Below are 14815 nucleotides of genomic sequence, written 5' to 3'. Positions count from 1 at the left end.
TACGAATAACCTACTACAAATAGAGGAAGGAATAAAATAAAGTCTGTTGTATATATATAAATACGAGCAAGTTATTTATAAAAAGAGGGGTAGGTAAAAATGAGTTTCAGAGAAATAACTGAAAGCATGGAAGAGGAAAGACTTTTACCATATGCTGCGAAGGCATCACAAACGAAAGGAAGAAAAGTAGAGGAAGAAAAATGTGTTATACGAACAGAATATCAAAGAGATCGAGACCGGATACTGCATGCAAAAGCATTTAGAAGACTTAAGCATAAAACCCAAGTATTTCTCTCACCAGAAGGGGATCATTATAGAACCAGACTTACCCATACATTAGAAGTCGCTCAAATTTCTCGAACGATAGCTAGAAGTTTAAAATTGAATGAAGATTTAACAGAAGCCATTGCATTAGGTCATGATATCGGGCATACGCCATTTGGACATAGTGGAGAAAAAATATTAAATGAAATCCATGTAAATGGCTTTAAGCATAACGAACAAAGTCTAAGAGTGGTAGAATATTTAGAAAAAGGGAAATTAGGATATGGGTTAAATCTTACGCTTGAAGTACGCGATGGGATATTAAATCACACAGGAGATAATGAACCATGCACATTAGAAGGGCAGATTGTAAAAATTAGCGATCGTATTGCATATATTAATCATGATATTGATGATGCTATAAGGGGGAGAGTCATTGATTATAATGATCTACCAAAAGACTGTTTAGGTGTATTAGGGGCAACGCATAGTGAAAGAATTAATAAGATGATTGTAGATGTAATTAATAATAGCTATGAAAAAAAAGAGATTCGAATGAGTGAAGAAAAAAAATCATATACAAATAAATTGCGGGATTTTATGTTTGAAAAAGTATATTTAAATAGAGCTGCTAAAAAAGAAGAAGATAAGGCAAAATACATAATAGAACAACTTTATCATTGTTTTTTGAACAAACAAGAAAAAATACCTAAGGAAATATGGATGAGAATAGAAGATTTTGGGGTAGAAGAAGTTGTAAAGGACTATATAGCGGGAATGACAGACAGATATGTGATTAACAAATATTTGGAAATTTATGTACCTCGTGTGTGGGAGAAATAATTCTGAAAATTATGTATTTGAGTTTTAGAATTATTTAAGAAGGATTAAAGATACTTATGTCGAATATTGTGAAGCATAGGAAAAAGATGACATGTATATAAATTACAATATTAGTCAATTAGTAGATATGCAGATTATAAATAACGTTCATAAAAACAACATAAAGTTTTTTATTTGTCGAGTTGTGGATGTGTTTATAATTTAGACAACATAGATCAGTGGATGTTTAGAAGATAAATGGATATGAAAATAATGAGAGGGGGACGTAAGATTAAATGATATGCTGAGTGGATAAAAGGTGACAATGTACAGTTTATTGACAGTTTTAATCAAGTAATAGAAAAGTCCCTATATAGTTCTTGCGATTAGTGAATTAAATTTCATATAAAGCAGGAAATTTAATAAATATGGAGAAACAATAAAAAAAGGATTGTATGGGTGATTGATATGGGCAATAATTTTGATGAAAAATTAATTGATGAAATAAAGCTGCGGAATGATATTGTAGCGGTTATTTCTAAATATGTACAATTAAAAAAAAGTGGACGTAATTATGTCGGGTTATGTCCTTTTCATAATGAGAAAACACCTTCCTTCATGGTATCAGAGGAAAATCAATTTTATCATTGTTTTGGATGTGGAGAAAAAGGTGATATAATCAATTTTATTATGAAAGCTGAAAATTTAGATTTTGTAGATACGGTTTCACTACTTGGAGAATGGGCAGGAATAAATTTTGATAAAAATTCCACATCCAAGCAGGAAAATGAAGAAATATATCGAAAAAATAAAGTGTATGAAATAAATAGAGAAGCGGCCTTGTTTTATTATAAGAATTTATTGGATAAAAAAAATGGTGGATTAAATTATTTGTTAAAACGAGGATTAGAGATTCAGACAATAAAGAAATTTGGACTAGGATATGCACATGAGGATTGGGAACAACTCAATAAGTATCTTTTATGTAAGGGATATAATCAAAATGAAATATTTATGGCAGGTTTAGTTTCAGAACAGAAAAATAAGAATGGCTATTATGATAGATTTAGAAACAGAGTCATGTTTCCCATTATTAATACGACAGGAAAAGTGATTGCTTTTGGGGGAAGAGTATTAGGTGATTTTCAGCCCAAATATTTAAACTCTCCTGAAACGCCAGCTTTTAATAAAGGGAACAATTTATTTGGACTAAATTTTGCAAAAAATGAAGTGACCCAAAAACATCAAATCATTGTGGTAGAAGGATATATGGATGTTATTTCACTTTATCAAAATGGCATAAAAAATGTTACGGCATCCTTAGGGACAGCCCTTACAAAAAATCAAGCGAATTTATTAAAAAGGTATGCAGGGGAAGTTGTCATTGCATATGATACAGATACAGCAGGACAAGCGGCTACATTACGAGGGTTGGATGTTTTAAGGGAAGTAGGATGCAAAGTAAGGGTACTGCGTTTGTCACAAGGAAAAGATCCAGATGAATTTGTCATGAAAAAAGGAAAAGTGGCTTTCTTGGAAGAAGTGGACAATGCACTATCTTTAATAGATTATAAAATTATGTTATTAAAAAAAGAAAATGATTTAGCAACTACTGAAGGTAGCGTGAAATTTGTAAAATCCATAACAAAAATATTAAAAGGATTAACGAGCCCAGTAGAGATGGATGCATATATTAAGAAAATTGCATTAGAATCACGAATTTCAATAGAAGCTATAAAGTCAGAAATTTATGGAAATAATAAATACGATAGAAGAAATAATGAAAAAAAACAGATACTAGATGGGAATAAGTATAGAAGTAAACATGATAGGTATACTAATAAATATGAGATACAACCTTTAAAACCAATAGAAAAAAATGGACATTTAGAAGCGCAAAGGTGCTTATTAAAATTAATGACAGCTAATAAAGAAATTTTCTATAAAGTAAAGATAGTTATTTCTTATGAGGATTTCGTAGATGAAACTTATAAAAAAATAGCACAAATTCTTTATGAATTGTATGAAAAAGATGATTCTGTGGATTTGGAAAAGATATCAAACCAATTAAATATAAAAGAAATAGCCATATTACATGATATTAATCATTGCATTGTACCGAAAGAAAATGTGGAAAAAGCTTTAATCGATTATGTCAACAGTATCCAAAAACATAAATTTAAAAACATGAAAGTAGATATGGAAGATGAATTAAAGCAGCTTGAAAAAGTAGAAAATAAAACAAAAGAGCAGATAGTGAGGATAAGAGAGTTATGTATAGATTACGAAAAATTAATGAAAGAACTAAAAAAATTGTAGGATTGTAAGAAGGGAGGGAAGCGTAATGAGTAAGAAAAGTGAAAATAAAAAAGTGCAGTCTGTTAAAAACCTTGTAGAAAAAGGTAAAAAAAGAGGCATGTTAACATATAATGAGATTATGGATACATTAGAAGAGATAGATCTAGATAAGGATCAGATTGAAGAAGTATATGATAATTTAGCTGCAATGGGAATTGATATTGTAGGAGAAAAGGAAGACTTTATTGAAAAGGAAGCGGAAGCGGAAGAAACAGTAGAGTTAGATATTTCAATTCCTAAAGGGATTAACATAGATGACCCTGTAAGAATGTATCTCAAGGAGATTGGGAAAGTACCATTACTTTCAGCTACAGAAGAAATAGAGCTAGCTAAAAAAATGGAGCAGGGAGATGAAGAAGCAAAGAAAAGATTATGTGAAGCGAATTTAAGGCTTGTTGTAAGTATTGCAAAAAGATATGTGGGAAGAGGCATGTTGTTTTTAGATTTAATACAAGAAGGAAACCTAGGGCTTATCAAAGCTGTGGAAAAATTTGATTGGAGAAAAGGTTATAAATTTAGTACCTATGCAACTTGGTGGATCAGACAGGCAATTACAAGAGCTATAGCAGATCAGGCAAGAACCATAAGAATTCCTGTTCATATGGTGGAAACCATTAATAAATTAATAAGAATTTCAAGACAATTACTTCAAGAATTAGGAAGAGAACCAAAGCCTGAAGAGATTGCAAAAGAAATGGATCTTCCAGAAGATAAAGTTCGAGACATATTAAAAATTGCCCAAGAACCAGTATCCTTAGAGACGCCTATTGGAGAGGAAGAAGATAGCCATCTTGGTGATTTTATTCCTGATGATGATGCACTAGCACCTGCTGAAGCAGCAGCATTTTCAATGCTTAAAGAACAATTAGTAGAAGTGTTAGATACATTAACGCCAAGAGAGCAAAAGGTTTTAAGATTAAGATTTGGATTAGATGATGGAAGAGCAAGAACGTTAGAAGAGGTGGGCAAAAAATTTGATGTTACAAGAGAAAGAATTCGCCAGATTGAAGCAAAGGCTTTAAGAAAACTAAGACATCCTAGTAGAAGTAAAAAGTTAAAAGATTATTTAGAATAAAGATTCGCGCATACGCGAATCTTTGTAATTGCATAGGAAATAATTATGTTTACCAATATTGTTTTTGTGTACCATATTCAATTTTTTTTTCTTTTTCTTCCTGGGATTCTTGATCATCTAATTGATCTTGTAAATAATCCATCATTTGAGCAGCTTCTTCTTCCCAATCAGAAGTAGTACCACCCCATTTAAAATGTACTGATTTCTGAAAGGGCATATGATTAAAATTAGTTTTTGATTTTTTCTCAGTCATAAAAAAACCTCCTTAATTATATTTTGTACAAAAAAAAAGAAATGATATTGTTAATATTTGGTTATTCTAAATCTTGGAGGTGTTATACAATGATTAATACAATATTGTTTGATTTAGATGGTACATTACTACCAATGGATTTAGAAGAATTTACACATCATTATCTAAATGCCCTTTGCAAAAAGTGTGCGCCTATGAATAGATCCAAAAGACTTACCGAAAGCCATTTGGGCATCTACTGAAAAGATGGTAAAGAATATTGATAAAAATAGAACAAATATGGAAATTTTTATGGAAGATTTTGTTACACGAATCGATATGAAAATGGAAGAATTCGAACGATTGATGAATAGTTTTTATCAGGAAGAATTTGAAAATTTAAAATTTACAACAAAGCCTACCGCGATTGTCATAGACATTGTGAAAATTTTAAAGCAAAAAAATTATAAACTTATTGTTGCAACAATAAGTTTATTTCCAAGAACTGTAATTTTACATAGAATTCAATGGACAGGACTTAATGATAAAGATTTTTCACTTATTACAGATTATGAAAGTGCACATTTTTGTAAACCAAATCTTGAATACTTTCAAGAAATATTATCTATAATAGAAAAAACCCCTGAAGAATGTTTAATGGTAGGAAATGATGTGCAAGAAGATTTAGTAGTAAGTAAACTAGGCATGAAAACTTTTTTGATTGAAGATCATATAATCAATAGAGAAGATAGCAAACCACAACCAGATTTTACAGGATCCTATAAGGATTTATTAAAATATGTAGAAGAATTACCAAGTTTGAAAGAAGAATAAGAAAAGTTTATAGAATATATTGTATTGTGAGGAGTTAGCATGAAATTAACACCTAGATTATTAACGATTGCGAAATTCGTACCCCCAAAATCTGTCGTTGCAGATGTTGGGACAGACCATGGGTATATTCCCGTATACCTAATAGAAAATAAAATTGCACAAAAAGTGATTGCAACAGATGTAAATGAAGGACCGCTATATAGTGCTCAGACCGCTATAAAAACATATGGAATGGGAGATTATATTGAAACAAGATTAGGAAATGGTCTTGCCCCTATAAAGTCTAATGAAGTAGATACAGTCATTATAGCTGGAATGGGAGGGTTACTCATTCGGGATATATTAATGCGTCATATGGATGTAACAAAATCTGTTAACCGATTTATTTTACAGCCTATGGTAGCACAAGATGAATTGAGACGATGGCTCATTCAAAATGACTTTAAAATTGTGGATGAAAAGTTAGTTCGTGAAGAGCATAGGATCTATGAAATAATGGTTGTAGAGCATGGCATGCAAAATATTGATGATGAAATTTACTTTGAAATTGGACAGAAATTGATAGAAAATAAAGATCTCTTGTTAGAATCTTTTATAAAAAAACATATAAAAAAGCAAAATGAAATTATTAATAATCTATCTGATCAAGAAACAGAAAATGCAAAGAAAAAGTTAAAAGAATGCAAAAAGAAAGCCGAAAAATTAGAGGAGGTGCTAAGATGGGTGAAAAGCTAGCAACGGTAATAAACATCATGGAAAGTATAGCACCTCCCTATTTGGGTGAAAACTGGGACAATGTAGGTCTTCATATAGGACAACATGATAGAAGTATTCGCAGAATTCTAGTATGTCTAGAAGTAACAGAAGCGATTATTGATGAGGCTGTATATAAAAATATAGATATGATTATTTGTCATCATCCATTGATATTTAAAACCATTAAACATATTAGAACAGATAATCCTATTGAAAAAATGATTTATAGATTAATAAAAAAGGATATTGCACTCTATTGTGCCCATACAAATTTAGATATCGCACATGGGGGTACAAATGATGTTCTAGCCAAATTTTTAAATATTACAGAAACAAAGCCATTAATCATAAGTGATAAAGAAAAGTACTTTAAACTTGCTGTTTATGTACCCAAAACGCATGTGCAAAAGGTAAGCGAGGCCATATGCAGTGAAGGCGCAGGACATATAGGGAACTACAGTCATTGTACATTTCAAACAGAAGGGGTAGGTACTTTTAAGCCTTTAGATGAAACAAATCCTTTCATTGGCGATATAGGGAATATTGAAAAAGTGGAAGAACAGAAGATAGAAACAATTGTTTTAAAAGAAAATTTAAATAAAGTGATCCAAAGTATGCTAACTGTCCATCCTTACGAAGAAGTAGCGTATGATATTATACCTCTAAAAAATCAGATACATAAACATGGCTTAGGAAGAGTAGGAAAATTAGTTAAACCTATAGAGGTAGGTGAATTTTGTGAAGCAATAAAATCAAAGCTCGGTATAAAATTTGTAAGAGTAATTGGAAATTTAGACAAAACAATACAAAAAATTGGTGTATGCACTGGCAGTGGCGCAGCATTTATTGAGGATGCGTATAAAGCTAGATGTGATTGTTATATTACAGGAGATGTGAAATATCATGATGCACAATATGCACTTTCTTTAGGGATTACACTCATTGATGCTGGGCACTTTGAAACAGAATATATAGTGTGTGAACCACTAGCAGAAGGTTTGAAAAAAATGATTGAAAAAGATGATTATGATCTAGAAATAGTATTAGCATCTAATGATATGAATCCTTTTCAGACGCTATAGGAATAGGTTTTTTTACCTATTCTTTTTGTTTTTGTGTTATATAATAAAATAAAAGGTGGGGTAGGCATGCAGCAGATGGATTATTTATGGAAGCTTCAAAAAATGGAAAATATCATACAAGAAGAAAAGAGAATGCTAAAAAGTATTACAAAAGGAGAAGAAATTGGAGAGAAAATAAAACAACATAAAGAATTTAAAAATATTTATGAAGTTAGAAAAAAGAAGAATGAGGAAAAGAAAAAAGAATTAACAAAGTTTGAAGATACGTATAATGAAATGTCCTATAAAAAAGATGAAATAAAGAATAAGTTATATGATGGAAAAATTATAGATTTGAAGCAACTAGACAGTCTTTTAAAAGAACAAGAAAAACTAGAAGACACAATAAGCAGCATTGATTCAAAAATGCTCGAAATAATGGAAGTGGTTGAGGCAATAGACGAAGAATTAAAAGCGACGGAGATACAAGAACGTAGAATGGGTAGTATTATTAAGAAGATGCTTTTAGATCGAAAAATTCAAATTCATAATATAGAAGAAAAAATTACAGAACAAATGAAAGAGAAAGAAGAGGTCTTAAAAAATATAAATGAAAAATATATGGAAATATACATGGATATAAAACGTAAAAAAAATAATCCCATTGCGCGCATAGAATCTGATATCTGTACAGGCTGTCATATGGATCTGCCTATTATGGTTCTTAGTAAATTAAAAAGTCAAGAAATTGTAATTTGTAGTAATTGTGGCAGGATAGTATATAGTATAAGTGAAGGATAAAATACAATAATTGGATTTTGACAAATATTTGTCTTTATGATATCATGTTATTTGTCGTTAAAAGTAAATATTTTGAGTAAGTCAGATGGTCGCGGATCGCATTTGCGAACGAGGAAAGTCCGAGCTCCGTAGGGCAAGGGTGCTGGGTAATACCCAGTGGAGGTGACTCCAAGGAAAGTGCAACAGAAATAAACCGCCAATCATTATTGGTAAGGATGGAAAGGGGAGGTAAGAGCTCACCGCTTCTCTGGTGACAGAGAAGGCTATGTAAACCCCACCCGGAGCAAGACCAAGTAGGGATTTAAAAAGGCGGCTGCCCGTCGCTTCCCGTTGGTAGGTCGCTTGAGCCTACTGGCAACAGTAGGCCTAGATAGATGGCTGTCAGATACAGAACTCGGCTTATAGACTTACTCATAATAAAAAACACTTGCCTTCTTTAGGCAAGTGTTTTATTCATATATATTAATTTTGCTCCTCATTAACTTCAGCTACTTCTGTTTCTTGTGTACATCTACAGTGTGGTTTTCTGTCGATTTGATTAGGGAATAATTGTGGGAAGGTTGAACAAATTGGATCTGTTTCAGCTGAAAGATTAGGGAAACCAGTCGATAACACACAAAGTTGAACAGGAACAACGATTTTCTTCTCACAAGTTATACATAAAGCTATGATTAGATTTGCACTAACATTACCGTTTGATGGATCTACTATAATATCTCTCGTGATGCTATTTGTACCTAAACGTGTTTCACAATTAATATTACAAAATTCAGTAAAACGTGGAAGAAATGCTGTATCGAATACAGATGGCATGCATAGTTCAAAGAAATTTGTTAAAAGAAGTGGTGCTTGATTTCTAGAAATTGGAACATTTGCAGAAAGTGTTACTGTGCATTCCTTATCGCATTTATCTGTAAATAATACATCTATTTCGACAACGACATTACCAGTGATTTCAATAGTTTGAGTACCAAATATAGGTGTACCTTTCCATTCATTATCACAATCCTTCGTATTTGTGTATAATATCTTTTCGGATTGTGTTCCGTCAGGACCCGTAACTTCAAGAGCATTTCCACATCCATCTTCTACAAAATCAGCTCCAGATATGGTTGTTGTAGGTTTTACAATCAAGTTTCTCTCGTCATTAATATCCAAAGGATTAAAGAATTTTTTACATCGGATGTCTAAAATTCTTAATATTCTAGCGTTTCTTCCTAAGTTTGGTTCAAATTCTTGTCCTGCAATCGTTTTTAATCCTTGCAAATTAAATAATGCTGCATCATAAACTTTTTGTACATATATAGGTTCAGCTTTCACCTTTCTAAGTGTGCCATCAAATTCACATCCTGTACTAGCCGTACAACATTTATCAGAAAGGGAAAGATTGAGTTGTGGTGAATTATGATTACATGTCATAGTCGTGACCCCCTTTTTATATTCTTTTCTTTATAATAGCTTTTCTCACTGCTAGTATATTCATTTTTAAATTTTCTGTTACACTTCTTATATAAATTTGTCATATAGTATTTAGCTTTTTAATATTATAGTAGGAAAAGAGCATTTTAAAAGTTATCTATAAATTTGTTTAGAGAATGTAGTGACTAATTTGTAGTTGGGGGGTGATAACATGTCCTTTGCAAATCAAAGAAACACTTTGATTCATGATCATCTAGGAAATCTATATAATTTTCGATGGGATGAAGAAAGGATCCTATATACGTACTTTGATAAGTATTTAAAAAAGTATGAGAAGGATATACTTGTTGAAGATTGTACATTAGAATTTGACGCAGGAATTGATGCGCAAAATAATGTATATTTTGTTTATCAAAGAAAAGATGGTAGATTGATACTCAAGTCTTTAGTCAATGGTTTTTGGCAAGAAAATCTATTAGGAGGAGAAAATACACTAAATATATTAAACTTAAATCTTTTTATCGATTATGGACGGATACATATTATTTATTGTGTGCCTTCAAATGAAAGTGATATGACTTATAGAATTTATCACCACTATTATGATGAACAAGGTTGGAAAAACTTTGTGGTACAAGATATTGAAAGAAAAAATCTACTCAATCCATTTCAAATGATAAAAAAAGAAAAAAACTTTGTTGTTGGATTTTATGATTTGATGGGTGAAGAAGAACAAATCTTCATTAAGGAATTTAATACAGAAACGGATCAATGGGAAAACACCATACAACTTACGGATGGATCTAATAATAGAGTGTATTTAGATATACTCATAACAAAGAAAGAAAATTTGCACCTAACCTATTCAGAATATTTCCAAGGAAATCTTTTAATAAAAGATGAAAAATATAAAGTGCATGAAAATAAAGCGATAAAAATAGCTGAAAATATAATATCGAATCCGTCTAACTGTACTAATCCTACTTTTATTAAGGATCACGATAAACTTTGGAATGTGTGGACAGAATATGATCAAATTGTCAGTAGCTTATCAACGGATGACGGAATAACCTGGAGTGAGCCATATTTATGGAAAGAATCGAAAGAAGAAATTTTTTTTCGATATAAGTTTGATACAAATGATGAAAATATAGATACTGATTATAGATTTAATTATTCTTTTGGAAAAGATTATCCAGAGTTTTCGTTTATAGGGTTCGGTCCTCTTGAGAGGGCAGAAAAAATACCATTACAAATAAATAAAAAAAAAGAGGAGGAGGCTTGTGTAATGGAGTTAGAAGAAGTGAAAAGAAGTGAAAAGCAAATAAATGATGTGCGAAACGATACGATCCAGATTAGTAAATTACAAAAGGATATTGAAAAATTAGAAGCAAAAATTTCAGATATCAAAAATTTGGAAGAAAGGATAAATAATATAGAGGAATATTTTAGGAGAAGAAGAGGACTATTTTTCTCTAGAAAATAAAAATGAAAAGATGACTTGTGGGATTGATTATAAGTCATTTTTTATTTTAACATGAAAAGAAAAAGCTAAATATTTGTACAATATAGATAATTGTGGTCATATTGTTTTAGCGTCTTTAGAAGAAATTACTTCAAGTATTGAGGAAATATCTAGTGGAGCGAATAATATTTCAATTTCTTCTGGTGAGATTAGATTGCAAAGTATAGATACAAAAAAACAAGTAGAACAGACAGATGACATATTAAGATACATAAAAAATATTTCAGATCAGACGAAAACAACAGAACAAATTGTAAATGCGCTGCAGGGATTAAATGTAACTATGCAACGGTTATCTGAAATTATAGAATAATTGATAAAGAAAATAAAAAACCTAGGTTATTCAACCTAGGTTTTTAGCTTGGTGCCGAAGGTGGGACTCGAACCCACACGAAGTTGCCCCCATCGGATTTTGAGTCCGACGCGTCTGCCAATTCCACCACTTCGGCTTGCCACAAGAATTATAATACCATAGATAACAAGAAAATGCAATAATTATTTTAAAAAAAACAATAAAAAACGAAAAATAATTAGAAATCTTATTGAATGATAGATGGGATTATGGTAAACTAAAATCATGATGTAAAATAGATGATGGAGGTGAAAAGAATGGATCCGGTTACGCATGGCATTATTGGGCTAGCTATATCTAGCTTTAGTGGAGAAGCAATAACATTTAGTAATCCTATCGCGTTAGGCTGTGCAATTGGAGCCATGTCTCCAGATATAGATATTATTGCAAAGTTAAAGGGTGACTACACTTATTTAAAGCATCATAGAGGGATATCTCACTCTATACCAGCTCTTTTTGTACTTGCAGGAATCATTACAATGGGTTTATCGTTATTTTTCAAGGAATTTCATTTTTTACAAGTATTTATATGGACTTTTATAGGGGGTTTATCCCATACATTCTTTGATATTTTAAATTCCTATGGGGCGAAACTGTTTATGCCATTTACAAAGAAAAAATCAATGGTAGGGATACTCATGCTATATGATCCGGTCATAACCATTCTCAGTTTTTTATTAATATTTGTAAAGCAAAAGGGGTTGATCTTTTATGGGGGAATTCTTTTTAGTTTTATTTTATATTTAGCAATAAGGTGGAAGATGAAAAAATATGCAGAAAAAATCGTATTGGCATACTATCAACATGGGTATAAAATTACAGATATAAATATTTTACCAGCCCTTATGGCTTTTCATAAATGGGACTTTATCGTAAATACGAATAGTCATAACCTTGTAGGGCAAATAAATCTCTTAAATAAAAAAGTATTTGAAAGAAAGAAATTTAAAAAACCAGAAGATGAAATCCTTCAAATGTTTAAGGAAACAAAGATAGGAAAATATTTTAGAGAGTTTACACCTAACTACCATGTCATTCAACTAGAAGAGATGAACAATATTATATTAAAGTCTATTGATTTACGATATTTTCTAAGAAATAATTTTATGCATCATGCTACTGTTATATATGATCGTGAAGAAAATATTGTTGAGTCATTTTTTCATCCCTATAGTATTCAAAAAAACATTAGGGTAGTGGAAGTTGAATAATCAAAAAATGGTTATGTATGAGTGACGTTGAAAAAAACGTCGCTTTTTCTTTATTTCTCAAGAAAAAAACATATAATATTCATGATTCTATAAAAAACATGGAACTTATTATGTAATGTTCACGTCTAAATAGGTAGGCTTTTGTGGGAGAAAGGAGGGCGTTTGTGTGGAAAGGCTAGAAAAATCTCTAATTGAGAAAAGTCAACAAGGGGATATAGAAAGCTTTGAATTTTTAATAAAAGAACATCAAAAGCTAGCATTTAATATAGCTTACCGAATACTCGGAAATATTGAAGATGCAAAAGATGCTACACAAGATGCTTTTATAAAAACGTATAAGTCGCTTTATAAATTTAAAGGAGAAAGTAATTTTTCAACGTGGCTATATAAAATTGTTACAAATACATGCTTGGATTTATTGAGAAAAAGAAAAGTACAAAATACATATTCTTATGATGGACAGGTTGAGACGCAAGATGGGAAGATTGTTAGAGAACTTCATGATGAGAAGCATAGCCCTGAAATTATTGTTCAAAGGCGAGAATGCAAAAAAAATATTCAAGATGCAATTAGATGTTTATCAGAGAATCATAAAACAGTCATTGTATTAAGAGATATCCAAGGTTTTTCTTATGAGGACATCAGTAAAATGTTAGGTTGTTCTGAAGGAACGATAAAATCACGAATTAGCAGGGCGAGGCAGGCATTAAAGGAGGTAATAGAAAAGAATAGGGAACTTTATGATGAGACTTACGTCAAAATATAGAAAGGAGGGATTTTATGAGATGTACTGAAATGAAAGAGTTAATAGCTCTTTATATAGATGATTTGTTAGATGGACATATAAAAAATATGCTAGATAAGCATTTGGAAGAATGTTCAGAATGTAGAGATGAATATGAAATATTAATGAATCAGATAAATTTATGTAAACAACTTCCGATGATTGATTTGCCAGAAGGGTTTGAGGATGAGTTGCATAAGGGATTGCTAAGGGTGAAAGAAGAAAATAAAAATTTAAATCATGAAAGCAATGTAGAAGTACTTCGGTTAAAGAAAAAGAATAAAAAGCGAAACTGGAAATTATTCACCTCTATTGCAGCGATGTTTATAATATTGATTGTGGGTAGTGCAATGATTGGGCATATGAAAACGGGTTCAGAAGAAGAAATGAGTAAAGAAATGATCACAGAAGAAAGCAAGATATACGCTGGTCAGCAACCTGTTGCAAAGCAAAGAATGATGGCAAGTGAACCTAAGTTAAAAATAGAAGATAATAATGCTGAGTTAAGTATGAATGACAGTACAACATTTACTTTGGAAGGTGCTTCTGAAAACTTTGGCAACAACGCTACAGTTAATGGAATAAATGAAAGAGGGATTAAAAAATCAAGTGAAAGAAAAGTCATAAAGAATGCTTTTGTTTATCTTGATATAGAAAATTATGATGAGAAATTTAATGAAATTGTAAAAATTATAGAAGTGGTTGGGGGTTATATTGAAAATTCGAATACAAATTATAAAGACTATAATGCTGAAAAATCACTCGTGAATGGGAATATAACTATACGTATACCAGAAAAACATTTTATACATATTTTAGAGAAAATAAAAAAAATAGGGATTGTCACGAATTTGGGTATAGATGGGAATGACATTACGCAGCAGTATAGAGATACAGTCAATGAAATAGAGAATCTCAAAATTCAAGAAAAAAGACTTAGAGAGATCATGAACAAAGCAAAGAGTGTAAAGGATGTATTAGAGGTTGAACGAGAATTTACAAGGGTTCGTGGACAGATCAATCAAATGACTGGAAATATTAAAAGATGGGATGATTTAACCAGTCTTTCTACGATTGAAATTTCTCTAAATGAAATTATTCCAAAAGATAAAAAAATTGGTCCTGTAAATAGTAATACAATAGATCAAGCAAAGAAGGCTTTTATTAAGACGATAAATCATATAATGGAATTCGTTGAAAAGAGTTTTATTGTGTTCGTTAGTATATTACCGATTGTTTTCATAATAGGTGTTATCGGAATCCCTGTTATATGGTATATTATAAAAAGGACTAAAAAGTAATAGGTATGAAAAAACAAGTC

The 14815-nt window shown here is 31.1% G+C and carries 15 protein-coding genes, 1 tRNA gene and 1 other RNA gene; 14 read left to right on the top strand and 3 right to left on the bottom strand.

Translation table 11 applies throughout. The features are described from left to right. Positions 1-99: 99 nt before the first annotated feature. The 3 genes from EV214_RS01270 (at position 100) to rpoD (ending at position 4519) form a co-directional block, all read left to right on the top strand. The gene (locus EV214_RS01270; RefSeq protein WP_132241875.1) at positions 100-1107 is read left to right on the top strand and encodes a deoxyguanosinetriphosphate triphosphohydrolase; all 1008 of its coding nucleotides are present in this window, start codon (positions 100-102) and stop codon (positions 1105-1107) included. A gap of 447 nt (positions 1108-1554) precedes the next feature. Beyond that, positions 1555-3405, top strand: a complete 1851-nt coding sequence (gene dnaG, locus EV214_RS01265; protein ID WP_132241873.1) for a DNA primase — start codon at positions 1555-1557, stop codon at positions 3403-3405. A 25-nt stretch (positions 3406-3430) separates the two neighbouring features. Continuing rightward, complete coding sequence (rpoD, locus tag EV214_RS01260) at positions 3431-4519, top strand: RNA polymerase sigma factor RpoD (RefSeq protein ID WP_132241871.1); 1089 nt, start codon at positions 3431-3433, stop codon at positions 4517-4519. A gap of 49 nt (positions 4520-4568) precedes the next feature. On the opposite strand, the gene EV214_RS01255 is transcribed toward rpoD, so the two are convergent. After that, entirely contained in the window at positions 4569-4772 is a 204-nt protein-coding gene (locus tag EV214_RS01255; protein WP_132241869.1) for a hypothetical protein, read from the bottom strand. An 89-nt stretch (positions 4773-4861) separates the two neighbouring features. Between EV214_RS01255 and EV214_RS18575 the strand changes: the two genes are divergently transcribed. The 6 genes from EV214_RS18575 to rnpB all read left to right on the top strand — a co-directional run bounded on the left by EV214_RS18575 (position 4862) and on the right by rnpB (position 8621). Further along, positions 4862-5014: a hypothetical protein gene (locus EV214_RS18575; RefSeq protein WP_165916164.1), complete on the top strand. Its 153-nt coding sequence runs from the start codon at positions 4862-4864 to the stop codon at positions 5012-5014. Between the two features lie 4 nt (positions 5015-5018). Continuing rightward, positions 5019-5585 (top strand): HAD family hydrolase, encoded by a 567-nt coding sequence (locus tag EV214_RS01250; protein WP_132241867.1) that lies wholly within the window; start codon positions 5019-5021, stop codon positions 5583-5585. Between the two features lie 39 nt (positions 5586-5624). Then, a complete protein-coding gene (locus tag EV214_RS01245) occupies positions 5625-6320 on the top strand; it encodes a tRNA (adenine(22)-N(1))-methyltransferase (protein ID WP_132241865.1) in 696 nt (231 codons plus the stop codon). Next, positions 6305-7423, top strand: coding sequence for a Nif3-like dinuclear metal center hexameric protein (locus EV214_RS01240; protein ID WP_165916163.1), 1119 nt, complete (start codon positions 6305-6307; stop codon positions 7421-7423). Before EV214_RS01245 ends, EV214_RS01240 begins: the two co-directional genes overlap by 16 nt. Positions 7424-7489: 66 nt before the next feature. Next, entirely contained in the window at positions 7490-8203 is a 714-nt protein-coding gene (locus EV214_RS01235) for a zinc ribbon domain-containing protein (protein WP_165916162.1), read from the top strand. Between the two features lie 73 nt (positions 8204-8276). Further along, positions 8277-8621, top strand: an RNA gene (gene rnpB / locus EV214_RS01230) — RNase P RNA component class A. A gap of 44 nt (positions 8622-8665) precedes the next feature. Here rnpB and EV214_RS01225 read toward each other — a convergent pair. Further along, entirely contained in the window at positions 8666-9622 is a 957-nt protein-coding gene (locus EV214_RS01225) for a hypothetical protein (protein ID WP_132241859.1), read from the bottom strand. Positions 9623-9833: 211 nt separating this feature from the next. Between EV214_RS01225 and EV214_RS01220 the strand changes: the two genes are divergently transcribed. Together EV214_RS01220 and EV214_RS01215 are read left to right on the top strand one after the other, a co-directional pair. After that, entirely contained in the window at positions 9834-11108 is a 1275-nt protein-coding gene (locus tag EV214_RS01220) for a coiled-coil domain-containing protein (protein WP_132241857.1), read from the top strand. Positions 11109-11181: 73 nt separating this feature from the next. Beyond that, complete coding sequence (locus tag EV214_RS01215) at positions 11182-11460, top strand: hypothetical protein (RefSeq protein WP_132241855.1); 279 nt, start codon at positions 11182-11184, stop codon at positions 11458-11460. A 49-nt stretch (positions 11461-11509) separates the two neighbouring features. On the opposite strand, the gene EV214_RS01210 is transcribed toward EV214_RS01215, so the two are convergent. Next, positions 11510-11596, bottom strand: a tRNA-Leu gene (locus EV214_RS01210). A 160-nt stretch (positions 11597-11756) separates the two neighbouring features. On the opposite strand from EV214_RS01210, the gene EV214_RS01205 reads away from it, so the two are divergent. The 3 genes from EV214_RS01205 (at position 11757) to EV214_RS01195 (ending at position 14795) form a co-directional block, all read left to right on the top strand. Further along, positions 11757-12710 (top strand): metal-dependent hydrolase, encoded by a 954-nt coding sequence (locus EV214_RS01205; RefSeq protein WP_132241853.1) that lies wholly within the window; start codon positions 11757-11759, stop codon positions 12708-12710. 166 nt (positions 12711-12876) lie between these two features. Further along, the gene (locus tag EV214_RS01200) at positions 12877-13476 is read left to right on the top strand and encodes an RNA polymerase sigma factor (protein ID WP_132241851.1); all 600 of its coding nucleotides are present in this window, start codon (positions 12877-12879) and stop codon (positions 13474-13476) included. A gap of 14 nt (positions 13477-13490) precedes the next feature. Continuing rightward, positions 13491-14795, top strand: coding sequence for a DUF4349 domain-containing protein (locus tag EV214_RS01195; protein ID WP_132241849.1), 1305 nt, complete (start codon positions 13491-13493; stop codon positions 14793-14795). Positions 14796-14815: the final 20 nt, after the last annotated feature.

It is taken from the genome of Marinisporobacter balticus, assembly GCF_004345705.1.
GTDB classification, from domain to species: Bacteria; Bacillota; Clostridia; order Peptostreptococcales; family Thermotaleaceae; genus Marinisporobacter; species Marinisporobacter balticus.
The sequence above is the reverse complement of the archived record's forward strand: the minus strand, read 5'-3'. Positions and strand labels throughout refer to the sequence as shown.